Consider the following 23,468-nt stretch of genomic DNA (forward strand, 5'->3'; position numbering starts at 1 on the left):
GGGCGCGGCAGGGCGGGGTGAGGGTCAGACCAGGTGTGCGGACGCGGAGAGCAGGAAGTCGATGCCGACGGCGCCGACCTGGGCGCAGACGCGGGTGTCGCCGTCGACGGGGTCGCCGAGCTCGGCGCGGGAGGGGAGCGCGATCCAGCCGTGCAGGTCCCGGTAGCCGCCGAACTCGACCTCATCGGCGTCGACGGGGCGGAGCTGCGGGAACCGGTCCGCCAGGTGCCGCGTGAAGGCGCTCCCCGCGTCCGCGGGGGCGTGGCCACCCAGCGGGGGCAGCAGGACCGGCAACGCGCCGTACAGGCCGCTCACGGGGCCGTCGTAGGTCAGGCTGAAGTTCCCGGCGCAGCCGTACGCCCACACGGCCCATTCGGCGCCGCTCTCAGCCGTCCACTCCAGGCCGGGGCCGTCGCACCGCTCGCTTGCCTGGGGGTTGGCGCCGTGGTCGATCAGGTGGAACCCGAACTCCGTCAGCTCCGTGCCCTTGTGGTGCATGATCCGCTGCCACTGCTGCATGCCGTCGCTCGCGGTGTCGTGGGCGGCGGCACGGGTGGCGTCGGCGTCCAGGTCGGGCAGGACCCAGCGCAGGGCGCGCGCGGCGAGCGCGGCGACGGATGCCGGGTCGGTGGAGTCGACGACGGCGTCCGGGGTGACGGGGAACAGGTCGGGCCGGTCGGCGTACAGCTCGACGCGGTTGCCCTCCTCCACGACGATCAGGGCGCGGCGGCCATCGGTGATCCGGGACGTGGAGGCGTTGTTGCGGATGCCGTACGGGGCCGGGCCGACCTCCCACGCCTTGCCCCGGCGGGCGGGCAGCAAGGCGGCGAGCGGGGCGGCGGTGGTCGCTTCGGCGACGGCGGGCAGGGTCACGGCTGGTGTTCCTTCGTTCGGGCGGGTCCGGCGCGGTGCTCTCCGACCGGGTGATCTGGTCATGCGGGTGGTGCTTGCGTCGCGCCCCGGGGCGGCTCGTACGTCCGGGCCCGGGGGCGCGGCGGGCGGTGTGGCCGTGGGCCAGTGGGCCGGGCGGGCGCGGCTTGCGTCGCGTCCGCCCGGCGGGGCCAGGGTCAGGAGAGAGAGGCGTACAGCTCCCGCGCAGCGACGGCGGCGGCGTCCTGGTGCTGCTCGCAGGTGGGGATGCGGGCACCGAGGTGGCACACCATGCGGTCGGCGGTGTGCGTGGCGCCCTGCTCGGTGGAGAAGCACTGCAGGCGCCGGTCCTTGAGCCCGTACGCGAGGGTCGGGCCGTGCTCGTCGTGGGCGCGGCCCAGCGCCAAGTTGGTGGCCGGGGTGGGAATCTCGACCACGGTGGCGGGCGGCGCGTCGGGCCGGGCGTAAGGGACGCGGGCGGAGTCGGCGAGACGGGCATGCTTCCAGTGCAGGGTGAACGCGGCTTCGAGGAGCGCGGCCGTGATCTCCTCCAGCGTCGATGCCTTGAGGACGCCGTGGACGGCGTGGAGCCGGGCGAACAGGTCGCCTTCCTTGGCGATCAGCACGGGGCCGCCGGGCAGCAGCGACGGGGGCAGCTCCACGTCGTTGCCGTACACAGGGGCGGTGACGTACTGGCCGAAGTGCGGCGGGAAGCCGATGGCGGGGTTGTCGACGGCGATCTGCTCGGCGGCGCGCAGTGCCTTGTACGTGTCCCACGGGAGCGTGTTCGTGATGGTGACGCCCTTCCACTCGCCGGGTTCCTCGGTGGCGAGGAAGTGGGCGGCGGTGTCGAGGAGTTCGGCGATCTGCGTGAGCGCGGCGCGGCCCTGGGCGTCGGGGGTGGGCGCGGGGGAGGCGGCGCGGGTGCGGGCGATGTTGGCGATGGTGCGGGCGCGGTGGGCGGCGGCGATGGCGGTGTGCGGGATGGACATGGGTGTCTCCGTCTCCGGGCGTGAAGGGTGAGGTGAGGGCGCCGGGGCGCGGCGGGGGGAAGGGCCGCGCCCCGGCGGTCTGGGGGTCGGTCAGGCGGCGATCAGCGCGGCGCGGACGGTCTTGTACTCGGCCTTGCGCGGCTTGTACTGCTCGGCGATCTGGGAGACCTGCTCGCGGGTGTACCGGTAGACGGTCTTGACGACGTTCCGGGCGCCGTCGAAGGAGCGGCGGATACGGGCGCGGCGGCCCTTGACGCCCGCGTTCTTCGCGGCGGTGCGCAGGGCCTTGACGACGCCCTTGACGGTGGCGGCGTCGGCGCCGGTGGCGATGACGTGGGTGACCAGGGAGCGGGCGCCGGTGCGGACACGGCGGGCGGCCTGGGCGACGGCGCGGCGCTCGGTGGAGGCGGCGCGGTTGGCGCGGACGCGGTCACGGAGTACGCGGCGGGCGGTGACAGAAGCCATTGGGGTGTTCCTTCCTTCGGGCCGTTGGCGGTGCTCTCCGCCAACAACACACACAATACAGCAATGAGACTAATAGGTGCAGCAAATCCGGGGATGAGATCGAAGTTTTTTCGGGTAGAGCGGCACACGCGGGAGCTGTCGGCGTACGCCGTAAGTCTCACGGCTGTACTGCCTTAATGGGCTAGAAGAGGGTGCCGGTGTCCTCGGTGGGCGGTGCGGCCGGCCTGCGGGTGCGGGCGGGGCGCGCGGGCGTCGGGTCCTCCCCGAACAGCGCTCCCGTCCCGTTGGAGTGCGCCACGGCGGGCACGGGCCGGGACACGGCGTCGGCGTCGACCAGGTCGAGCGGGGCGGAGTCGTCGAAGTCGGCGCGCCTCATGCGGCTCCAGTCGCGGCCCTGGGGCTGGACGGTCACTGCGGTCTCTCCTGTCTGTGCTCGGCGGGGCCGGGGCGCGGGTGGTGCGCCCCGGATGGACGGTGGGCGTCTAGGTCAGCGCCGAGGGGCGCTTGCGTCGCGCTGCGGGCCGCATACGTGGTTACCCATGCGGTGGCAGTCCCACCCGGACTCGTCCTCTTCGATCCGGCCGTCGAGGGCATTGGCCTGCCCGTCGATCCATCCGTCTGACCACGCGACGGTGCCCGGGTCGTTGGCGTCGCCGACGACGTCCGGGTAGGTGGGTGCGGTGCCGTCGCCGAGGTCGGCCACCCCCGCCTTCCAACCGGCGTTGTACGTAGCCACGAGGTCGTCGACGACGGGCGGCGTGATGGTGACCGTGCGGGCTGGCCGGGGTGCGGCGTCCGGGTCGGTGGCGGTGCAGGAACCGAGGAGTCCGAGGGTGGCGATCGTCAGGCCAGCGGCCAGGATCGCGGCGGGACGGGGGCGACGGAGCATGCGGGACAGACGCATGGACGGGTTCCTTCGTTCGGGCTTCCCCGGGGTGCTCTCCCCGGGCCGCCGGGTGGCGGGGCTCCAGAACGTACAGGACCCCCGCAGGAAAGTACAGCCATGAGAGTGCGCGGCAAGCGCGGCGTCCGTTCTACCTGTGTGTTTACGGTTTCTTACGGCATCAGCATTGCACTGGAGTCGCATTGCTGTACTGTTCTCTTAGCGGGTTCACCCCGCAGCCCCGGAGAGCAACCGGAGCCCGCCCGACCGAAGGAACGCCACAATGCCCGTGTCCCTCGACAAGACCTCCGCCCCCCGCCCGGAAGACATGGACCGCGCCCCCGCCTACCGCGTCGAACTCCGCAAGCTCACCGCCCTGTTCTTCGTCGTCGCCGACACCACGGGCCAGTGGACCCCCCAGACCCCCGAAAACCGCGTTGACGTCCTGGCCGTCGAGCGCGCCGCCGACAGCGACGTGGAACAGGCCCTCCAGCGCCACGACATTGAAGCGCAGTGCTTCGAGGTCTCCGGCCTGGTCTACGTCGAGCTGCACGCCGTGAGTGCCGGAGACGCCGCCCTCAAGGCCCGCCGCCTCATCTCCCCCGTGCCCACCACGTTCGAGGACCTGATGACCGCCCTCATGGGCGACGACGCCTGACAAACCCGCACCGCCCGCCGTTCCCCCCGGCGGGCGGTGCGCCCCGCCCCCTCACCGGACCGCCCGGTGCAGGCGCAGGGCGCACCGCCCCTCACCAGTCCCGGAGAGCAACGGGACGCCCGAACGAAGGAACACACCCGTGATCACTGCCACGGAGCGCGCCGACTGGATGGCGCTGCAGGTCCTGATCTCCGCCCGCCTCCACAACGGCCACGTCGTCACTCACGACCTGGTGGACGCCGTCATGAGCCGCGACGCCCACAAGGAGTGCGGCAAGGCCAACAAGGAGCACGTGCGGCGCATCATCCGCAAGCGCGCCGAATCCGAGGGCGTACGGGTCATCTTCACCGAGGAGGAGCGGTACTGGGCCATCCGTGAACAGCTCCACTACATGAGCACCGACGCGGTACACGCGCTCCGCGACGAGATCACCGAGGGCGGCGACGACGACTCCCGCGGCTGGGACCAGGCCCTGACGAACGCCATCTCCGTTCGCCTCTCCCACCGTCAGCAGGCGCGCCGCCTGTGGAACTGCAAGCCGGTCTCCATCCGCCTGTGGCGTGAGCCGCGCCGCCCGGCCGCCGAGGAGCGCCCCGTGGCCGAGGAGACCGCCCCGGCCGCCGCTGCGCCCCGCTTCGCCGCACTGGCCGCGTACGAGTCCTTCGCCTACGCCTCACTCGGCGTCACTCCCCGCGAGCTGGACACCCTCGCCGCCCACCTGACCGCGCTCCGCCCGGCCGCCCCCGCCGAGCTGCATGCCGAACTCGTCGACGCGCACGCCGACATCGAGGACGCCCGCGAAGCGCTGCGCACCACCCGGAGCCTCACCGCCCGCAACGCCGCATGGGACAAGGCACGCGCCGCCGTGAAGCGCGCCGGTGCCGCCATCCTGGCCATCGAGCCGCACGCCAAGCAGATGCACGGCACTGCCATGCCCGCGACCGCCGACGACATCCGTACGGCAGCCCGCGCGTACGACGCCGTCGAGGGCACGCCCGAGGAGCTGTCCGCCATCGAGACCGGCACCCCCACCGTGCGCGTCCACTGCTCCAGCGACTCCGGCACCGGATGGACCGTGAAGGCCACGATCACCGCCGGAGTGGACACGCCCCTCGGGCACATCCCCGCCCACCCGCCGATCGTCGTGAACTTCCGCAAGCGCGACGGCCGCCAGGACGCCGCCGAGAACACCCGCCGGATGTTCGGCCGCCTGTTCCACATCTCCGTCCCCGTCGACTACGTCCTCGACCGCCGTCCCTGACCCCCGCTCGGCGCCGCCCGGCCGGTCGAGTCGGGCGGCGTCATCGAGCCTCGCACGCGCACGCGCGCGTGTGGACGGTCCCAAAAGTCCCAAAACCCTGTCTGCCTGCGCTTCTCCCGCGTTCTCGGCGTCCGGCCCGCCGGTGGTCTGTTCGCCGCTCCGAGGAAGGTTCCAGCCCCATGCCGCTGCCGTTCTGGCTCCAGTCCCACGTGTCTGCTCAGCCGTCGCCCCGGTACACGTTCGAGTCGTTCGCCGACGAGGTGGCCCGTGTGATGGGTCTGCCGTCGCCGATGGTCACCGGGGAGTTCGAGCGGAGTTCCGAGACGGATCACGTCTGGATGCAGTGGAAGTCCGACCTGGGCGGGGCGTACCTGCGTCTGGACCGGCCGGACGTGAGTGAGTACGTGGTCCTCAGCGTGCGGTGGAGCCATGCGCCGGACCCGGCGGTCATCGCCGCGATGGTCCGGGCGTACGAGCGCCGTGGCCGTCGTCGGTCCCTCCGGTCCCTGCTGTCCCGGGTGCTGCGCCGCGGGAACAGCGCATGAGCCCCCGCACGCTGCCCCTGCCGATCAAGCCCCGGACGCTGCGGCGCGCTCGCGACGGCTACGGCTACGTCACCAGTGACGGCCGGTACGAGGTCACGCCCGCGTACGCGCCCACTCTTCAGCGTGGGAGCGCGTCACGGCCTACGGACTGGATCGTCAAGGACACAACCGGCAAGGAACAGGCCCGCAGCTACAGCCTGCTTTCCGACATTCGTGAGTACCTGTGTGCCCCTGGCGGCAAGGTGCCGTGGCTCGTGTGCGACATGGACGAGGGCGTGATGCGCGTGGAGCTGTCCATGCGGGCCGCCGTCGCCTGGGCCAAGTCCCACGCCTGCGCGCCCGTTCGCGAGCGAGGCAGCTACCCAGGGGGCGACTGCTACGACTACGTCTTCGGCTTGCCCGGCGAGGACGACAACACGTGCGTGTTCATCATGCGCGCGGACGTCGCCCACCGGCACGGCTTCAACCCGGTTCAGCAGCCCCGGTACCCGTACCCCGACGCGCCGGACGAGCGAGTGCGGCGGCCGGAGGAAACCGATGAGGACTGGTTCCGCTGACCGGCGTCGGCAGCAGGAACCCCGCGGCCGGCCACCTGGTGGGCCGCACACCGCGGCGGAGAGCAACCGCCGTACCCGAAGGAAGGAACAGCGCGTGAGCGCGTACGTAGAGATCCCTCGCCCGTACGAGTCGGGTCCCGGCCGGTTCACGGTCGAGCTCCACTTCCCCTCCGCGTCGAAGCGCAGGGCGAAGCAGCACCACGACGCGGCGTGGCACCTGGCCGACGTCCATGGCGTGGAGGCGTCGACCCCGTACAAGGTGAACCCCCGCTGGTCCATCTACGAGGAGAACTGGGGAAACGGTGAGCGGCACGGGTGGCTGGACGAGCGGCGCTTGCGCGTCGACGGCCCCCGGCGGTCCCTGGCCCGGTACCTCGCGGCCCTGACGCGGGTCCTGGAAACCGTGGAAGGTCTCGCCACCCGCGCGGTACGGGCGTTCGGGGCGTGGAAGCGCTCTGTGGCCGCTGAGCCGCACTTGGAGTACGAGGACGCGTCCACCATGCGCGTACGGTCCCGGGAGTTCCGTGCGGATGCCCTGAGCGCCCTGGTGCGCGGTCTGCGCGGGACCGTGCCGGACTCCCCGGTGCGGGACAGTTCCCGGCCGCTGTGGGAGCAGCATGGGACCGTGGCCGCCGAGGTGTGGGCGCAGGCCGGTGGCGTCGACCTGACGGAGGCCCCGGAAGAGGACGTCGCCGCGCACCTGGCCCGGATGCTGCCCGAGGAGCCGGAGCAGGGAGAGCTGTTCGCGGTCGAGGACGTCACCGTGCGGTCGAGGCCGGCCGCCGCGTCGACCGGGCGCTGCGCCGTCTCCGCGGTTCCCGTCGTTCCCTTCCTGGCGGGTGTGGAGAGAGACGATCCCGGGCGGTACGGCACGGCAGCCTGACCGGCCCCGCGTCCGGCAGCTCCCCGCGAGTCTCGAATAGCGCAGCAAGGAGACTCGCGGGGAGCTGCCGAACCTATTTACAGGGGTACTGCACACGAAGAGTCTCATTGCTGTACTCTCAGAGGTGTTGGTGGAGAGCACCGCCAACAGCCCGAAGGAAGGAACACGATGAACGCTGTTCTGGCGATGGAAGTCGCCCCCCAGGTCACCGCACGGTTCGCGGAGATGCGCACCGTCCTCAACTCCGAGGGACGCACCGACACCCCGCGCGAGCAGTCCGACGCCTACAGCTTCAACATCCTGGGCGGGAAGACGCTCCGCGAGTCCGTCATCAACGGTGCGGACGGCACGGCGGTGCTGATCATCCGGTGCGTCGAGTACATCGACCCGGTCACCCAGGGGACGCGGTACGGCGTCGACTACTGGTCGGTGCGCCGCTACTGGGCCAGTGACCACGCGACGCGCGTCCTGGCGGAGCTGTCCTACGAGACCGCCGTGCGCGACGAGTTCGCCTGCCCGACGCTGCCGCTCTCCCTGGAGCGGTTCACGCGCGGCCTGGCCAGCTTCTACGACGTCACCGACGTCATCTGACCAGTCCGGTCCCTCTCTCGCCGGGGCGCGACCGTACGCGCCGCGCCCCGGCACCCTCCCCCAACTCACCGCATCCCGCCGAGGAGACACCGTGCTCACGCAGACCACCACTCCCACGACGACTGAGAAGAAGTCCAGCCAGCTCGAGGAGGGCGACGTCGTGCTCCACCCCCACGGCATGCGGGTCCGCCTGGACCGGCTGATCTCCCGTAGGGGCGAGCCGGGCGACGGCGAGGTGTTCGCCTGGGCGGGGACCGTCCTGAACGCCGCCGAGGTCCGCGAGGAGGGGCACGTACCCGCGTCCTTCATGCGCCGGTGGGAGGGCCCCTACCTCGTGCAGGAGGACCACTGGACCATCCAGGGCAACGACCTGGCCCCGCTGTGGACCGTGGAGGAGCCCGTACGGCTCACGCCCGGCGAGTACAACGCCGCATGGCACGCCGTTGAGGGCGCCGCGGGCGAGGAGGGCGCCGACCCCGGGACGGTCCTGCACGCCGTACTCCGTGCGCTGGGCATCGCACCGCCCCGCACCGCGTAGCAGCTCCCCGCCGGCCGGGGCGCGCCCCCACCGTGCCCCGGCCGTACGCGAGGCATCGCCTGGGACGTCGAGTTGATGGAGGACCGCGACGACATCGCCGCGAAGATCGTGGAGGACTTCGCCAAGGTGGACGAGGTGATGTCCAAGCACCACGGCATCGGCAGTGCCGCCCCGTCGTCGTGGAGCGTCACTCCCCTCACCGACGAGCAGCTCGCCGCCGCCAAGGCGGACTGGCCGGAGCTGGCCGTCTTCAACGACGACACGATTCGCCGAGTCGCCGATGTCCTCGGTATCCGCATGGTCCGGTCCATGGCCCAAGACGCCGTACGGAACACCCCCGGCGTCCTCGCGGTCCGCAACGCTGAGTAGACCCCTCGCGCCGTCCACGGCCCCGCCCCAGCCCTGGGAGCGGCGCCGTGGACGGCGTTCCTGCCTGTCCCTGGGGCCGGAGAGCACCGGCCCGTCCGAACGCGATCAAGCCCCTTTGTGACCTTGTGCCGGACGCACTGACCTGCCTGTTCGGCTCCGGCACTGATCAGCATGACCCGTCCTCCTCCATGGAATGCGAGGCCGTATCTTCCGCACTCACATAGTTGCGCAAATAGATGCTTTCATGCAGGATATGCAGAGCCCAATGAAGAAATCCCGGACACTGTCGCTTCACCTTGCGAAATGCTTCAGCGGGTGCTACGAGCCGGTCGTACGCCGCCTGTAGCAAGGGTTCATAATTGTTCGGTTTCAGGCGCCCTATGACGCGACTTGAGGGCAAGGGGAAGGACGAGAATCGTTCAAGAATCTCGTCATTGAATTCCGTGAGGTCTTCGCGTGTTTCCGGAAACTCGTAAAGGAATGCTTGTCTGCACTCTTCCTGCACGCTAGCCAGGAAGATTCTTCCGCCTTCGCTGCGGGCGAGATGTTCTAGTGCGACGTAGCCTTTATCCCAGGCGAGGAGACCAAGTGCAAAGTGAGGGCCATTGACGAGCCATCTCTTTCTTTGTTCATAGGGGCCCAAATCGTCAACGAATTGGACACCAGGGACATCGATCGCACTTTGCAGTGATTGTGTCTGTGGGTGATCTCTCTCGATCACCCATGAAGCGTAAGCTTCGGTCCTAACGCAGACCTTTCCGCTATCCGTGAACCCTGGCTGGCTGCAGATTCGATCCACTATGCAACGCAGAAAGTGTATGCTGGGCCCGAAGTCTTCGGACTCCAGTTGCCTGTAGCCCTGTCCTACTGTGTTCTCGCAAGGCACTATATATGCGTGCTCAGTGTTCCCGGCATCGGCGCGCTCACGAAGGAGTTGCCTGATGAGATTGACGCGCTCCTCTAGCCCCGCTTCTGTGAGTGCTGTCGTGATCAATATTGGTTCTCTTTTTGCCAGCACGGCAGAAATCGCGGCTTCTTCTTTGAAGTCCAGCGCCGCATCTATAGAAACTTTCCTCCGAAGAGGAGAGCTTTCGGGGATCAAGTGCCAGTAATAAGAGCGGTCACGCTGCAGGGCTGACAGGCGTTTACCCGTGCGATTCACCACGGTCACTTGTACGCCAGGGAGTTCCGTCCCTGTGAGCTGCGTTACCAGCCCCAGGCCGAGTCCTCCGGCACCGAAATGAATGTGCTGCATCGCGTGCCGCCTCCTCTTTTTCTGAGCAGGGGACCCCAAGTGGCTTGCGCGGTTAGGTGTGGTGCATCATGGCTCTACGATCGGCGGCAGGCTATTAATGTGCGACGCATGCTTCTTCGACCATGCAATAGCTGCCTGACAGCGGGTGCAACCATCGGTAAGATGCTGCTGGGCTATTTTCTTGCTGCTTTCTGGGAGCAAAGCAGGATTCCGCGCGTAGACGGAGAGCAGCTGTGGGGAAGGATGGTCAGTGCGAGAATCGGAAGAAAAATACTTCTCTTGCACTTCATCGGCACTTAGGGTCAACTCTGACGTAGAAGAAGACGGCTGCCTCCCCCTATTCTTCGGCGCCATCATTTTCTTCACCGCCATTTCTTTGATGCCGACTGTTACGCATATGGCGTATCCCCAGGCTCGCCGGATAAACTGCCACCGGCTTTTCGAGCTCCCGTCCATCCCGATCAAGGTACCTCTGTCTCCACTCCTGGGCAAAATGATCTCCGCCGAACGAAATCGTTCAGCTACGTTGAGTGACCCAGATGAGCAAGTCGGATTGCTGCCACTGGCGAGTCTGAGTAGTGCATACCGCGAGGTTTGGGTGAAGTTCAAGGGCTTGCGTTGAGGGTATGGAAGTGCTAGAAGGCGGACCCTTGATCAATTATCGCTGTCCTGAAGGATCCTAGGCACAGTCTTCCCGGCACTCGGGGAATCCAAGAACTAAGCCACCATCACCTGTGGCGAACCGTTGGTGTCGAATGCTCTCTGATTCATCCAGTGCTCCATCCTGGCAGGATGTATCCGGACCTTTAGCGCTGGTGGAGATTGACGGTTCGTCTGAAAACGATTCGTCAGGCCTTCGCGTGAGGAGACTAACACTCAATGCGTCGCTGGCCTGGGGGTGTTGCACGTTGCAGGAGAGCACCCAACTGGCTTGCTTCTGAGTCATTGCGGAAGGAAGCCAGGCTTCTCCCGCCCAAGTGCGCACAACCGCGTTAGGTACTCCTGTGCCGCTGGTTCTGCGCCGGCCGGGCGGTGTCAGTGCCGCCCGGCACCATTGCTCCCATCGGGCTGTGGCGACCCGTCAGGCGCCGTACGCGCGGATCTGGGCCGAGTGGATAGCCAGGGCCTCAACGAGGGCAGCGCCGTCGTAGTCGGGCCACAGCCGGTCGTCGAAGTGCAAGGTCGAGTCCGCCGCCTGCCACAGCAGGAAGCCGGACAGGCGCCGTTCGCCGGACGTGCGGATGACCAGGTCGAGGTCGGGGAGCCCGGCGGTGGAGAGATAGCCGTCGACGGCTGGCACCTCGTGCCTGCCGCCCGGAGCGGCGACGGCCTGGTACACCGCCTGGGTGATATCCGCGTGGCCGTCGTAGCCGATCCCGAAGCAGACGGTCATGCCAGTACGGTGCCTGGTTCGCTCCTCGGCGCGCCGGATCGTGTCCTTCAGGAGCTGCGGGGCGTGCACGGCCATGGTGGCGCCGCTGGACAGGATGCGCACCGGACCGGTGGAGACGGCTCCCTCGGTGTTGACGAGGTCTGCGATCACGTCGACCAGGACGGCGACCTCCTCCGGGTCACGCTCGAAGTTTCGGTCGGACATGAGGAGCACGCTCACGGTCTCGACTCCGAGGGATCGGCAGTGCTCGAGGACGCGGTGTACGGCGGCCGCGCCCTGGCGGTACCCCTCTTTGACGGTCGTGCCGTGCGCCTTGGCCCAACGGCGGTTGCCGTCGGCGATGAACGCGATGTGCCGCGGAAGCGCGGAGAACAGAGCTGTGGGAGCCGAGGTCATGGTCATGGGCGCAAGGTGCACAGGTCGGGAGACTTACGTCATGCGCCGATGCCGGCGAAGACCAGACCGGCCGTCAGGGTGCCCGCGGCCGCGCCCGCGATGGTCTGCGCGAGGGTGTGGTCGCGCAGGGAGATCCGGGACCAGGCGATAACGGCGACGATCGGGTAGGTGATCCAGACGAGCGGGCCCCAGGTGAGGGCGAGCATCGCCAGGGCGCCGCCAGCGACGGCGGTGTGCACCGAGATTTTCCAGAACGCAGTGACCGGGAGCAGGACGGCGAGTGTGGCGAGCATCGCGAAGACGAGGGCGACCATAGCCTTCGGCGCGTCGAGCCAGGCCATGAGGCCGATGCCGGTGGCGACCGACGCCATGATGACCGGTATGAGCAGCATGCGGCGCTGCCGCTGGCCTATGTGGCGGTCGGCCCACATGCCGCGCCGCATGCCGAACTTGATGTAGGCCATGGGTATTGCTGCGGCGAACACGATCGCCTCCAGCGCCCAGGCGAGACCGGTGAGCGGGTTGTCCTGGGCGGCGCCGACGCCGAGGCTGACCAAGATGATGACGTTGCTCGGCTCCATCCCGTCGGTGATCCGTCGGGCGAGGGCGTTTTCAGTGCGGGGGAGGGCGGTGGTGGTCATGCCGAGACTTCCTGGAGAGAGTTCTGGTTGGCGAGGGCGCGGGCCGTGTCAACGATGTCGGTCGAGGCGTGGTGGCTGGCCACACGTGTCAGCCAAGTAGCGCTGCTCTCAAGGTCATCGCGCATCGACAGAGTGAAGGCCACAGCGGGGCTCCGCTCGTACGGTTCGCCCTCGACTGCCTTCGTACGGGCAACGTGCAGGCAGAGAGCTTCGCAGGCAGCACGGGCCTCAGCGCCATGCAGGCCAGCTGCGCGGGCGGCTGCGAGAGCGCGGGCCGGGAGGGTCTTCTCGATCCACGGGCGGAGCGTGACGGAGGCGTCGACGATCTCCACGACGCGTTCGTCGAGGCGCCCGTACAGGTCTTGCAGTCGGCGGCGGTCCTCTGCGAGGGACGTGCCGGTCTGGAGGTGCCGCACGATGGTGTCCGGCGGGAGGACCGAGACGAGTTCCACCCACAGAGGACGCAGGGCGATCAGACTGCGGCGGTGCCGGACAGCTCGGATGACCACGTCGGCCGCACGCACGGAACTCCCGGCAATGGTCATCAGAAGCGTTACGAACTGGATGAGGCTGCCGCCGCGTTGGAACTGGAGTTCAGTAAGTGGGTAGTTCCAGCCGGTCAGGCCGCAGAGAAGGTAGCTGAACCGGTAGACCGGGTACAGCGTGCCCACTGCGGCCCCCGCGCCCTGGAGACGCATGCACAGCCGGAACAGACGCGACTGCGTGCGCCGGGCGGCTGTGAGACAGAGGGCGGCCGATGCGGTCAGCGCGAGGCCCATGGGCAGCAGATACAGGGTCAGATGGAGGGTTCCAGCAAGGTCGCCGTACTGCGGGGTGGCGAAGTCGGTGGAGCCGTCGGGGGCGGTGACCGAGTGTGCGGCGAACGGAAACGCCAGGGTGGCGGCAACCCCGGTGACAGCGAAGACGATCAAGCGGGGGCGCAGCTGCGTCCACCGGCGCCAGGCCGGCTCCGGGTCGCGGGGCGGGACGACCGACTCAACCCAACCGAGCAGAAGCATGCACGAGAGCATCACCAACAGGTGCTTAGGCAGGATCGCCAGATCGTCGATGCCGGTGCTGTCGGCCAGGGCGTGCTCGATGACTGTCAGGCGCAGGGTGGCGCCGACGGCGAGCGTCGCGAAGGTCCACATGATGGCCCACTGGCCGCTGGTCGTGGGACGGGCGTAGAGGCGGAAAGCCACCACCGCCCACAGGGGGACGGTGGTGAGGAGGTCTATGACGTCGTCAGTTGGCACGGTGAAACGAGGGTCCTGACAGGAAGTGGATGGGTTACAGGGAGCGGTGCAGTCGGTCCAGTAGCGGGTCGGACTTGTAGCGGGTATCGCGTGCGCACTGGTCCGCCTTCTTGCGCAGGAGGAAGGCGAAGGCTTCAGCCTGGCTCTCGATCTCCGCGTACTCCGCGTCGTGCGGACCTTCTTGTGAGCGAGTTCGCCCGAGGAGACAGCCGTCGAGGAAGTCGGCGGTGATGAACTCGTACGGCTCCGCCGGCCGGGCCGCCGGAAGCTCGACGGGTTCGTGACCGAGGAAGAAGTGGCCGCCCTCGTGGGCGAGAACGTGCACAGCAGCCGCCCCGTTGAGGCCCGGGTCAACCCACATGGCGTCCGACCCCTGGTCGGGGCGCGTGAGCCAGAGGCCACTGGCTGGCACTCCGGGGAGAGGTGACTCCCCGCGGAGCATCTCCAGGGGGCGGGGGTAGTGCGCCTGGATGGCGGCGAACAGGGCTTCGAGAGTGAGCGGAACAGGTATCTGGAAGCCGTGGAGCGCCTGTTGGACGTGTTTGTCGGGGCGGTGGATCACCGGCGTTGCGCACCTTGTGGGGGAAGTGGTCAGTGGTTCTCTGGCGGGACGTCTGTCTGAAGCTGGTCTTCCATCTGCTCAAGCTGTTCGAGCTGTTGGACGTACCTGGCTGCACGCTGAAGTCCCTCTTGTGAGAGACGGCCAGCGGACCGGGCAAGGCCCCGGATGGTCTCGTTGGGTTCTGGGTCCTCGTGCTGAGGACTCTTCACCGCTGCGATTCGTTGCAGCTCTGCCCACACCTTGTTAGCGATCTCACTCGGCTCGCTGGGCTCGTCGTCGGTGACGGCCGCGAAGACGTCGAGGGGCATTTTGAAGAACCACGCCAGGTACGACGCCATGAGCACGCTCGGGCTCTTGATGTCTCCGCGCCGGAGCTTGCGGATGTACTCGTCGGTGATGCTGCCGGCGCCGAACTTCTTGTTGATCTCGTGGGCCACCTGGGTGGGGGTGTATTCGGTGTACGTGCGGGGTCGTTCGGGGTTCTCCACGGCACTGGCCTTGAACAGGAGGTTCAGGCGTTCCGTGAAGGACCCCGCCGGGGCATGGCGTGGCGTCACGTTGGGTCGATCTCTCTAGGGCGGATGGTGAGGGCCAGGCCACCATAGCGGGAAACCAACAATCAGGGGGCCAGCTCACTTGGTCGCCCAGATCGTTTGACGTGCGTGGTGTTGACGTCTTTGATTGACCCTGAGCAACACATTCCGGTGCTAGACCATCACCGTCTGCTCTGTCCAACCATGCCCGCACGCGGGCGGCACGAAAGGTGCAACATGGCCCAGCACGCTCGTTCGGCAACCGCTTACGTAGACCCGTTGCGCCCCAGGCTTGCTGACGCACGCTCGCCCCACCCACCGCTATCGAACTAACATTCGACTTCGTGCCATTCGACGAGACGGAAAGCTAGTGACGATCTCCGACGCCATGTCTCCGCTTTGGGTCTCCAGCCTGCAGACCGCCGCCAGGCAAGGCGCTGCTGCGCCGCAAGGGCTGCCGGACGTTGAGAACTCGATCGAGTTCCGTCTTGGTCCGGAGCACGCCCCCGTCCAGAGCATGCGCCGCGCCCGCGGTTTCGTTGCGAGGGTGCTGCCGGCCCTGCTCGCCGGCGCGCCCAACGCCAAAGCCGTCGAGGAAGCGACGCTCGCCGTCCTGACCGAACTCGTCGACGTCACCGCCCGGCATCGCGCCAGCATCGACCTGAGCGGTCGGGTCTCGTACGACGGGGATCACGTCCTGATCACCGTCGGAGAGATGGATCAACCGTTGCCGGCGCCCGAGGAGGAGCCGGGTCTGTTCCTCGTGCATCGCCTCACCGACGACATCGGGCAGTACCACAGTGACGAAGCCGGGTATGTGACCTGGGCGTCCGTGCCGAGTCCGCGCGCATGCGTGAGTGCGTCCATGACTGGTGGTCGTCGGCGGCGCTGAAGCGGTTGCAGCCGGAAGATCAGCAAGTGAGCTCTACCGCGTGATCAGCACAATGCGATGTCAGGCCTCCAACTCGCGGGGTTTGAGGGTGGCTTCGATGGGCGCATGCCGGTCGAGATCGACGATGAGTTCTCGAAGCACCTTGTTCAGACGTGACGCTTCCCGCCGTGTTCGCCACAAAGAGGGACGCCAAAGCTGCCATCGCCGCGGAGGCGAGAGTAGATCAAGCCTGCACGCCGCTACGTAGGCGAGCTGCGCTTGCCTCAGTTCCTCCCACTTATGAAAGCCATCGAGTGTAAACAAGGCTTTCTCTGACTCCTTGAGCAGCAACATCCAGTGAGTACCCGCCTGGAGAGGAGCGGCATTTCCCACGAGTACGGCCTGCGCCCAAGCTAGTTCCAGGTTGCGCAAGGAGTTTTTGATCGCCTTTTTGCCGGTAGCCGCACGCCACAGCGTCTCCCAGGACCCTTGGCCCCACACTGCCTTCTCGAGAGCGAAGCCGGCGCGTAGCAGGTTTGCGTAAGCTTCCCGGCGCTCCTCTGGGCCGCCGACCTGAATCTTTCCAGTCCGTTCTGCGATCGCCCGGGCTGCGACTGACCCCGCAACGCGTCCAAGCCCTGCTGATATCGAAGCGGTTGGCTCCACCATGCCACCCAAGACGCGCCTTGATGACGTTTGGTTGCCATGCAGTGACGGAAGGTGTCGACGGTTGTGGGGTGCGTAGGTCCGCGCCGTCCGGACACTGCATCGGCGTAGCCGCTGGCGTCCCCCCTGGACCCGCGCCCTCCGCTTGAGGCACGCGGCCCCACCGCCTCACGGCCGGCGCCGCAGTGAGTGAGCAGCGGAAGGTAGCAGACCGGTACAGACCCGTGCGCGGCTCGGAAGGGCGTGCACGCATGGGAGCCGGAGAAAAGTCTCCGGCTGGCTGACCAGGCGACCTGGCCTCGCCTTAGGGACAGCGGTCCCAGAACCGCGCTTCGAGGTCGAGGAAGAACCGCCGGATGAACGTCAAGTCGTCGCGGGCCTGGAGTATCTCCCGCCCACCGAACCGGAACACCTCGTAGCCTTTGAGTCGTAGCGCGCGGTCCTCCGCGACCATTTCCGAGTAGAGGTCTGCTGCAACCTCCCAGTTGTCTGACCCCTTCGGGACCTCCCGCGCATAGTGGTGCTTGCCGTCGACCTCTATAACGATCCGCACGCCACCTGGCAGCAGAAGTAGGAAGTCCATGCGTTCACGCGCGAGTCTGCGCGGCTTATCGAGAAGCTGCCGCTGCCGTTCGGTGAGCGGGTCGAAGTGCACATAAACCTGAGGAAGAAGCGCGGGCTGCGACATCGCGTCCTGCTCGGCGTAGCGGCTGGCGAAGGCGTGAAAGAGGAAGCGTTCGGCCTCGGAGCCGAGGGACTTTTTCAGCCGCTCGTACAGTGACAGGGCCACAGCGCGATCGTCGGCGTCCGCCATGCTGTTCTGCTCACGCCACCAGTCGACGAGTTCGCCCCAGGTGAGTCCGGCGTCCGTCAGTGGGCGGTTGTAGACGAGGCAGGTGTCCGCGTGCTCGACGATCTCGATCGCGCCGTCGATCATCTCGCTCATGATGATCTCGGGCTTGTAGCCAGTGGAGGCGAAGACGATGTTCTTGAGAGTGCCGTCGACGCCGCGCAGGCCGTCCAGGCGCTCGATGGCCACCTCCAATGCATCCAGCCGAGCCCGGATCGGATCGAACAGCTCCGCTAGGTAGCCGCGACGCTTCGCGTAGCCGCCACCGCCATCCATACCCTTCTCGATCCAGTACCGGCGGAATCCCCCATGGCTGCGAAAGGGCGGGTTGAAGTCGATGCCGTGCCTTCGCAGCACCGCCTTGAGGCAGCGCAGGAGTTCCTCGCTCCCTTCATCGTCGACATGCTCACCGCCGCTGGTGCCGAAGGCTTCCAGCTCGGTGTAAACGAAGCGGACGATGGCCTGGGCGGCCTCCAGGTCCGGGACGTCTTCGAGAGGGCCGGACCTCAGCGCTGTCACGCGTTCGGTGTCCAGGACTTGCCGCACCCACGGTGTCCCGAGGAAGTCTTGCTTCACCGAGATCAGGAAGTCGCTCCCCTTCATGGCGTCAGGCTACTGACGGCATCCGACATCACCGGGTCGTTGCGTAGATCCGCCGAAAGGCGGTCAACGTTCTCGCCAACCAGGAATCAACGAACCTTGCTGACTTGTGGGCTTCATCGGCCTCGCCGCCAACTACGGCTCGTAGTCACAGCCAGGCGACCTACTGCCGGGCATGCTCCAGGGCAGACCCGCAAGCGTCTATCACGGGCTGGAATCGAATTAACCCGTCTGCGTCCAGGCGGCGTGAGCCGATGTCAGGCGGTAGCTTGTCCGAGATGAATTGTGGCCTGGTGCAGCTTGGGGCTCTGAATTCCGCAGATGCCCCGCCCGGGAATGCCTGCCTAAGGCGCCGGTCGCCACGGTCGTGTGGCGCACATCACAGGTGGTGTCCACATGCTGGATGTCGCCAAGGAGGGATGAAGCGCCTGCACGATGGGTCCTCATCCCTGTTCCCTGGAAGGTGACGGGCCCTGGCGTCCCGTTGGTACTGTGCCTGGGGCGCTGCCGCCACGCCAGGCATGGAGCAGGGTGGAGACGTAAGTAGCCGCCAAAGTAGCCATCGAGCCAGTTATTCTGCATGTTTGCGCAGGTGGTAGCGCCGCGGTGATTCTCCCCGGCGTATAGCCCGACTCGTCTGCCGTTACCTGCGGTTTTGCCTCGGAAGGGCCTCTGACCTGCGCCGGAGGCCCTTTCCGATTTTTCAGGGGCTTGCCGTGTTGGGCGGCAAATAATCCCTCGGGAGTCCCTCGGACAGCGCTGAAAGTCCCTGGAAAGTTCCAGGAGCGGAGGGGCGGGCGAGGCCTTTGGACAGGGCGTTTGCGACAGCCGCCGGAACCTTGTGCTGGGGTCGCGCACCTCGGGACCGTCTTGGGCCGGAGGGACTACGCGGTCTCGGGGCTGGGGATCGTGTTGGTCGGCGGTGCCCGTTCGGTGAGGGCGGTGGCGAGCCGGGGCGCATGGCGCGGCTCTTCCAACTGCCCGACCACTGCGTTGATGAAATGGGTATTTCAGACGCTTTCAGGTACGTCACGCGTTATGGAGGCGACGGTGACGCTAGATCGCTCCAGCCGTTTGCACCGGCCCAGGAGGTCGCCCAACGTACGCCGGTCTCTGCCGGGCGTACTGAACAGATGTGGCGGCCGTTGCGGCAGGACTGGGCGATAGCCTGGTGAACACTGTCACCAGGCCCTGACCACAGTGGAGTTACCCTTGCCGCAGCTCGCCGTCGCGAACACGCTCTAGGCCGAATACGAGCAGTTGGAGAAGCCGGTGCGGGCGGGGGTCCGCAAGGCCATGGTCAAGTTCCAGACGCTGACCGCGGCGGAGTTGCGTGTAGACAAGGGGCTGCACCTGGAGACCGTGGGCTACGCGCATGACCCGCGTATCAGGACGATCCGCATCACGGCCTTCTGGCGAGGTGTCGTCCTCGCCCCCGACGACGGCAGTGACACCTTCCGCCTCGTCAAGGTCCTTCCACATGACGCGGCGCTCGAGTGGGCTGCCAAGCGGCTCTACAGCGTGAACTCCGCCACCCACAGTCTCGAAGTCCGCGACGTCGTGGCCATCGAACAGATGACGACTGCACTGGAGGAGACCACGCCACACCGTCCGTCGCGGTTGTTCGCCAGACATTTTCCAGGGCAGCGGCGACATCGGATCACCGCGCACATCCGGCTCGACGACGGCCGGCAAGGCGGGCCGCAGCCCGGGATCGAGGTCCACTGCGCGCCTGCGGCCTCCGCCCTCCCGGCGGGCCCGGCCCAACGGAGCCGCACCGGCCTCCAGTTCAGCGACCCCACGGGACACGGTGCCCTCACGCACCCCGCCGCGCGGGCCACCTTCCTGATCCCGCCATGCCCCAACGACCGGGCCTCCGCCCCTATGGCCAACCGGCGCTGACGCTCATCCAGATGAGGCAACAACACCTCGAACTTCGCCGCCAGCCCCGCCTCGACCCCCTCCGACATCCCCGTAGCACAACAACGACGAGCACCGACGGAAGCAACGACTTGTTTCTCCGCAGGCCCTAACTACCCGGCCTTGGGCCAAGGCCCCCCTCCCTCCTACCCCCTCCGGCCTGCGCGTTTCCGGGGTGTCATTTCCCGGTGAACGCATGGCGGGAAATTGTCGTTCGAGCTGACGTTCGGAAGATCGGACGCTAATGTCCGGACCGTGGCGGAAAGTGAACTCAAGGCCTACCAGTTCTTCCTGCTCGGTCCGCTGCGTGCCTGGCGCGGTACCGAGGAAGTGGCGCTCGGCTCACCTCAGCAGCGGGCCGTTCTCGCGATGCTGTTGCTGCGCCGGGGACACACGGTGGGCGTGGCCGATCTCGTCGACGGGGTCTGGGGGACGGAGCCACCGCAGGGCGCGGTCTCGGTGGTGCGCACGTATGTCTCCCGGCTGCGCAAGCTGTTGGAGCCGGTGCGGCCGCCGGGGCAGTCGCCCGGGATTCTGCTCTCCATCGGCGACGGATACGTCATGGCTTCCGACACGGTTGCCTGCGACGTCACCGCAAATGACGCGGCGGTGGCGCAGGCCAAGCACCACCTGGCCGCCGGGGAAGGCGACCTCGCCCTCCGGCTGCTGAACACCGCGATGGCCACCTGGGGGACCCCCGCACTGGCCGGAGTGCCCGGCCCGTACGCCGAATCCGCGCGGACGGACCTGGCCGAACGACGGCTGGGGACCATGGAGTTGAAGCTGCGCGTCGAGCTGGAGCTGGGCGGGCACGAGGCCGTGGTGGCGGAACTGCTGGCGCTGCGCGACGCGCATCCGCTGCGCGAGTCCGTGAGCGAGCTGCTGCTCGTCGCCCTGTACCGGTGCGGACGGCAGGCAGAGGCGCTGGAAGCCTACGCGAGAACCCGCCGCACGCTGGTCGACGAACTGGGGATAGAACCGGGGCCGTCCTTGCGCGCCCTGCACGCCCGCCTGCTGGCCGGGGACCCTGCCCTGGCGCAGCCGATCCCGAGCGGACGGGCGGGCGGCGACGAGGACGGCGACACCCCTGGCACACCTGACACTCGGGACACGTCCGATGCCACTCCCCGCCCGGAGCCGGGCGATCCCGATTCGCCGGCCCGCCGCGGGGACAAGGTCCGCCCCTCCCAACTCCCCGCAGATCTACCCACGTTCACCGGCCGTCGTAGCGAACTCGTCCGTGTCGCCGCCCTGCTGCCCGACGACGACCCCGCCCCGGCGACCACCGCCGACACCGAAAATGCCGCAACCACCGCCACCAGCACCGCCATCGCCGTCATCGACGGAATGGCCGGGGCCGGCAAGACCACCCTCGCCGTGCACTGGGCCCACCGGATCGCCCACCGCTTCCCCGACGGCAGCCTCTACGTCAACCTCCGCGGCTGGGACCCCGGCGCCTCCCGGATGAACTCCGGCGAGGCGCTCGAAAGGTTCCTCGTGGCGCTCGGGGTGGCCCCGCATGCCGTCCCCGAGGGGCTCGACGCACAGGCCGCCCTGTACCGCAGCGTCCTGTCCGACCGCCGGGTGCTGATCGTGCTGGACAACGCCCGTGACACCGAGCACATCCAGCCTCTGCTGCCCGGCGCGTCCGGCTGTCTCGTCATCGTCACCAGCCGCAGCCGGCTCAGCGGCCTGGTCGCCAGGCACGGGGCGCATCCGCTCACCCTGGGGCTGCTGAGCGCCGAGGAATCGCGGGAGTTGCTGACCCGGCGGCTGGGCAGCGCCCGTGTCGACGCCGAGCCGGAGGCGGCCGACGCCATCGTCGACCTGTGCGCCCGGCTGCCGCTGGCCCTGGCCATCGTGGCGGCACGCGCCGCGCACCACCCCGGCTTCCGGCTCGCCGACATCGCCGCAGAACTGCGCAGCGACCACGGCAGCCTCGACGCGTTCGCCGCTGGCCAGGAGGCCGGCTCCGACGCCCGCGCCGTCTTCTCCTGGTCGTACAACGCCCTGTCGCCCGAGGCCGCCGGGCTCTTCCGCCGGCTCTCCGTGCACCCTGGCCCGGACATCAGCACCGCGGTGGCGGTCGCGCTGGCCGGCATGCCCCGGCGTCAGGTCCGCGCCCTGCTGACGGAGCTCACCGGGGCGAGCCTGCTCATGGAACGCGTCCCTGGCCGGTTCGTCTTCCACGACCTGCTGCGCGCCTACGCCCACGAACTCATCACGAACCAACACAGCATGTACGAACGGGACAACACGGTGCTGCGGTTGTTCGACCACTATCTGCACACCGCCCACCAGGCGTCCGCCGTCCTCGACCCGTTCCGGGAGACCATCCCCCTGTCGCCGGGCAGATCGGACAGCGTGCCGCTGCGGTTCAACGACGGCAAGCAGGCGACCGCCTGGCTGCGCGCCGAGCGCCACGTGCTGCGCTCGCTCGTCGAGTACGCGGCCGACGACGGCCACCACAACCACGCCTGGCGCACGGCCTACGCACTGGACCTGTACTTCGACCGCCTCGGTTACCGGCACGACCTGATGGAGATCAACAAGGCCGCGCTGCGTGCCGCCCGCGCCCTGGGCGACCCCGTCGGCCAGGCGCACGCCCTGCGCAGTCTGGGCTTCGGCCACACCCGTTTCGGGCACACGGACGAGGCGCTACGGCTGCTGAGCCGGGCACTGGGCCTCTTCCAGCAGGCCGGCGACGCCTTCGGCCAGGCCCGCACCCACCGCTGCCTCGCCTATCTGGCCAACGAGACGGGACGCTATGACGACTCGCTCGACCACTACGCGCAGGCCGGCGAGCTGTACCGGTCCCTCGGCCACCACGGCGGCGAGGCCAGCGTCCTGAACGAGATCGGCTGGACGTACATCCTGCTCGGCGACGCCGAACGTGCGCTGGAACACTGCGAGAAGTCCGTCTCCCTGCACCAGGAGGCCGCCGACCTCAACGGTGAGGCCTCCGCGCAGGACAGCGTCGGCTACGCCCACCACCATCTCGGCCGGTACGACGCGGCCGTCAGGCGGTTCGAACTCGCCGTAGAGCTGTACCAGGAACTCGGCAACCGTTACCTGGAGGCCGACACCCTGCGGCACCTCGGGGACTCCCATCGTGCCGCCGGCGACCACGGTTCGGCCCGCACGGCCTGGGCCGCGGCGCTCGCCCTGCTGGAGGAGGGCGGCCACACGGAGGCGGACGAGGTCCGGCAGTCCCTGCGCGAGCTGGCACAGGGCGACGAGGGCGACGAAGGCGGACCGCAGCGCTGACCCACCAGCCGCGGCAACGTTTCAGCTTTCCTCCGCCCGGCTCCTCCCTGCCCTCACCGCACCCCTCGCTCCTCCAACGCCGTCCTCAGGCAGCGCAGGGCGTAGTACACGCGGGACTTCACGGTGCCCTGCGGGACGCCCAGGGCGTCGGCGGCCTGTTGGGTCGTACGGTCGGCGAAGTAGGTCGCCCTGATCACCTCGCGGTGCGCGGGGGTCAGTGCCTCTAAGGCGTCCCGGACCACCATGGACGACAACATCCGCTCGATGTCGTCCACTTCGGCGCCCAGCTCGGACAGCCAGGTGGCGCCGCCGATCTCCAACGGCCGCGCCATCCTCGTACGATGCCCGTCGACGACGAGGTTGCGGGCCACCCGGAACATCCACGGGCGTACGGCCATCCCCTCGCCGTCGACCAGATTCTGCTTGTTCCAGCACCGCAGCAGCGTCTCCTGGATGACGTCCTCCGCGCGGTGCGTGTCCCCGCCCAGCATGCGCAGCACGTACGCGTAGAGCGCCGGGCCGTGTTCCAAGTAGAGGTCGCGCAGCGCTCGTTCCTCGACGGATTCAGCGCCGGCCGATCCGATGACCTTCACGTTCATGGTGTGCTCCTGCTCCTTGGGATGACCGGCCCCCAGTCCGGGGACTG

25 protein-coding genes and 2 pseudogenes are annotated in these 23,468 nt (G+C 68.1%); 11 read left to right on the plus strand and 16 right to left on the minus strand.

The window, feature by feature from the left end:
• Positions 1-24: 24 nt before the first annotated feature.
• The 5 genes from ACZ4RZ_RS36390 to ACZ4RZ_RS36410 all read right to left on the minus strand — a co-directional run bounded on the left by ACZ4RZ_RS36390 (position 25) and on the right by ACZ4RZ_RS36410 (position 3,231).
• On the minus strand, positions 25-873 hold the full coding sequence (locus tag ACZ4RZ_RS36390; RefSeq protein WP_467751182.1) for a hypothetical protein: 849 nt from the start codon (positions 871-873) through the stop codon (positions 25-27).
• A 194-nt stretch (positions 874-1,067) separates the two neighbouring features.
• Positions 1,068-1,862: a hypothetical protein gene (locus ACZ4RZ_RS36395; RefSeq protein WP_467751183.1), complete on the minus strand. Its 795-nt coding sequence runs from the start codon at positions 1,860-1,862 to the stop codon at positions 1,068-1,070.
• 90 nt (positions 1,863-1,952) lie between these two features.
• The gene (locus ACZ4RZ_RS36400; protein WP_467751184.1) at positions 1,953-2,327 is read right to left on the minus strand and encodes a hypothetical protein; all 375 of its coding nucleotides are present in this window, start codon (positions 2,325-2,327) and stop codon (positions 1,953-1,955) included.
• A 181-nt stretch (positions 2,328-2,508) separates the two neighbouring features.
• Positions 2,509-2,739, minus strand: coding sequence for a hypothetical protein (locus ACZ4RZ_RS36405; RefSeq protein ID WP_467751185.1), 231 nt, complete (start codon positions 2,737-2,739; stop codon positions 2,509-2,511).
• A gap of 75 nt (positions 2,740-2,814) precedes the next feature.
• Positions 2,815-3,231 (minus strand): hypothetical protein, encoded by a 417-nt coding sequence (locus tag ACZ4RZ_RS36410; protein WP_467751186.1) that lies wholly within the window; start codon positions 3,229-3,231, stop codon positions 2,815-2,817.
• A gap of 262 nt (positions 3,232-3,493) precedes the next feature.
• Between ACZ4RZ_RS36410 and ACZ4RZ_RS36415 the strand changes: the two genes are divergently transcribed.
• The 8 genes from ACZ4RZ_RS36415 to ACZ4RZ_RS36450 all read left to right on the plus strand — a co-directional run bounded on the left by ACZ4RZ_RS36415 (position 3,494) and on the right by ACZ4RZ_RS36450 (position 8,612).
• Positions 3,494-3,868 carry a hypothetical protein gene (locus ACZ4RZ_RS36415; RefSeq protein WP_467751188.1) on the plus strand — a complete coding sequence of 125 codons (375 nt, stop codon included), beginning with the start codon at positions 3,494-3,496 and terminating at the stop codon, positions 3,866-3,868.
• Positions 3,869-4,007: 139 nt separating this feature from the next.
• Entirely contained in the window at positions 4,008-5,129 is a 1,122-nt protein-coding gene (locus ACZ4RZ_RS36420) for a hypothetical protein (RefSeq protein ID WP_467751189.1), read from the plus strand.
• 179 nt (positions 5,130-5,308) lie between these two features.
• Entirely contained in the window at positions 5,309-5,674 is a 366-nt protein-coding gene (locus ACZ4RZ_RS36425) for a hypothetical protein (protein WP_467751191.1), read from the plus strand.
• Complete coding sequence (locus ACZ4RZ_RS36430; protein WP_467751192.1) at positions 5,671-6,231, plus strand: hypothetical protein; 561 nt, start codon at positions 5,671-5,673, stop codon at positions 6,229-6,231. Before ACZ4RZ_RS36425 ends, ACZ4RZ_RS36430 begins: the two co-directional genes overlap by 4 nt.
• A 94-nt stretch (positions 6,232-6,325) precedes the next feature.
• Complete coding sequence (locus tag ACZ4RZ_RS36435; protein ID WP_467751193.1) at positions 6,326-7,114, plus strand: hypothetical protein; 789 nt, start codon at positions 6,326-6,328, stop codon at positions 7,112-7,114.
• A gap of 168 nt (positions 7,115-7,282) precedes the next feature.
• Complete coding sequence (locus ACZ4RZ_RS36440) at positions 7,283-7,705, plus strand: hypothetical protein (RefSeq protein ID WP_467751195.1); 423 nt, start codon at positions 7,283-7,285, stop codon at positions 7,703-7,705.
• A gap of 91 nt (positions 7,706-7,796) precedes the next feature.
• Positions 7,797-8,243, plus strand: a complete 447-nt coding sequence (locus ACZ4RZ_RS36445; RefSeq protein WP_467751196.1) for a hypothetical protein — start codon at positions 7,797-7,799, stop codon at positions 8,241-8,243.
• Between the two features lie 75 nt (positions 8,244-8,318).
• The gene (locus ACZ4RZ_RS36450) at positions 8,319-8,612 is read left to right on the plus strand and encodes a hypothetical protein (RefSeq protein WP_467751197.1); all 294 of its coding nucleotides are present in this window, start codon (positions 8,319-8,321) and stop codon (positions 8,610-8,612) included.
• A 166-nt stretch (positions 8,613-8,778) separates the two neighbouring features.
• Here the strand turns inward: ACZ4RZ_RS36450 and ACZ4RZ_RS36455 are convergent, their stop codons facing one another.
• The 7 genes from ACZ4RZ_RS36455 to ACZ4RZ_RS36485 form a co-directional block, all read right to left on the minus strand.
• On the minus strand, positions 8,779-9,867 hold the full coding sequence (locus ACZ4RZ_RS36455; RefSeq protein ID WP_467751199.1) for a mannitol dehydrogenase family protein: 1,089 nt from the start codon (positions 9,865-9,867) through the stop codon (positions 8,779-8,781).
• A gap of 66 nt (positions 9,868-9,933) precedes the next feature.
• Entirely contained in the window at positions 9,934-10,323 is a 390-nt protein-coding gene (locus ACZ4RZ_RS36460; RefSeq protein WP_467751201.1) for a hypothetical protein, read from the minus strand.
• Positions 10,324-10,948: 625 nt separating this feature from the next.
• Entirely contained in the window at positions 10,949-11,662 is a 714-nt protein-coding gene (gene uppS, locus ACZ4RZ_RS36465; protein WP_467751202.1) for a polyprenyl diphosphate synthase, read from the minus strand.
• 32 nt (positions 11,663-11,694) lie between these two features.
• Complete coding sequence (locus ACZ4RZ_RS36470; RefSeq protein WP_467751204.1) at positions 11,695-12,297, minus strand: hypothetical protein; 603 nt, start codon at positions 12,295-12,297, stop codon at positions 11,695-11,697.
• A complete protein-coding gene (locus ACZ4RZ_RS36475) occupies positions 12,294-13,553 on the minus strand; it encodes an MAB_1171c family putative transporter (RefSeq protein WP_467751205.1) in 1,260 nt (419 codons plus the stop codon). Before ACZ4RZ_RS36475 ends, ACZ4RZ_RS36470 begins: the two co-directional genes overlap by 4 nt.
• A 34-nt stretch (positions 13,554-13,587) precedes the next feature.
• Positions 13,588-14,115, minus strand: coding sequence for a hypothetical protein (locus ACZ4RZ_RS36480; RefSeq protein ID WP_467751207.1), 528 nt, complete (start codon positions 14,113-14,115; stop codon positions 13,588-13,590).
• Positions 14,116-14,144: 29 nt separating this feature from the next.
• Positions 14,145-14,603 carry a hypothetical protein gene (locus tag ACZ4RZ_RS36485; protein ID WP_467751208.1) on the minus strand — a complete coding sequence of 153 codons (459 nt, stop codon included), beginning with the start codon at positions 14,601-14,603 and terminating at the stop codon, positions 14,145-14,147.
• Positions 14,604-15,018: 415 nt separating this feature from the next.
• Here ACZ4RZ_RS36485 and ACZ4RZ_RS36490 point away from each other — a divergent pair, with 415 nt between their 5' ends.
• Positions 15,019-15,540, plus strand: coding sequence for a hypothetical protein (locus ACZ4RZ_RS36490; protein WP_467751209.1), 522 nt, complete (start codon positions 15,019-15,021; stop codon positions 15,538-15,540).
• A 60-nt stretch (positions 15,541-15,600) separates the two neighbouring features.
• Here the strand turns inward: ACZ4RZ_RS36490 and ACZ4RZ_RS36495 are convergent, their stop codons facing one another.
• Positions 15,601-16,188 (minus strand): hypothetical protein, encoded by a 588-nt coding sequence (locus ACZ4RZ_RS36495; protein ID WP_467751211.1) that lies wholly within the window; start codon positions 16,186-16,188, stop codon positions 15,601-15,603.
• Between the two features lie 301 nt (positions 16,189-16,489).
• Positions 16,490-17,638 (minus strand): hypothetical protein, encoded by a 1,149-nt coding sequence (locus ACZ4RZ_RS36500; RefSeq protein WP_467751213.1) that lies wholly within the window; start codon positions 17,636-17,638, stop codon positions 16,490-16,492.
• Between the two features lie 1,257 nt (positions 17,639-18,895).
• Between ACZ4RZ_RS36500 and ACZ4RZ_RS36505 the strand changes: the two are divergent.
• A pseudogene (locus ACZ4RZ_RS36505) lies at positions 18,896-19,270 on the plus strand (DNA helicase UvrD); the annotation flags it as partial.
• Positions 19,271-19,273: 3 nt separating this feature from the next.
• On the opposite strand, the pseudogene ACZ4RZ_RS36510 reads toward ACZ4RZ_RS36505, so the two are convergent.
• Positions 19,274-19,605, minus strand: a pseudogene (locus ACZ4RZ_RS36510) (ISAzo13 family transposase); the annotation flags it as partial.
• 205 nt (positions 19,606-19,810) lie between these two features.
• Here ACZ4RZ_RS36510 and ACZ4RZ_RS36515 point away from each other — a divergent pair.
• Positions 19,811-22,822: an AfsR/SARP family transcriptional regulator gene (locus ACZ4RZ_RS36515; RefSeq protein ID WP_467751214.1), complete on the plus strand. Its 3,012-nt coding sequence runs from the start codon at positions 19,811-19,813 to the stop codon at positions 22,820-22,822.
• Positions 22,823-22,875: 53 nt separating this feature from the next.
• On the opposite strand, the gene ACZ4RZ_RS36520 is transcribed toward ACZ4RZ_RS36515, so the two are convergent.
• Entirely contained in the window at positions 22,876-23,421 is a 546-nt protein-coding gene (locus ACZ4RZ_RS36520; protein WP_467751216.1) for a sigma-70 family RNA polymerase sigma factor, read from the minus strand.
• Between the last annotated feature and the right edge of the window lie 47 nt (positions 23,422-23,468).

It is taken from the genome of Streptomyces sp. NPDC027189 (assembly GCF_055566975.1).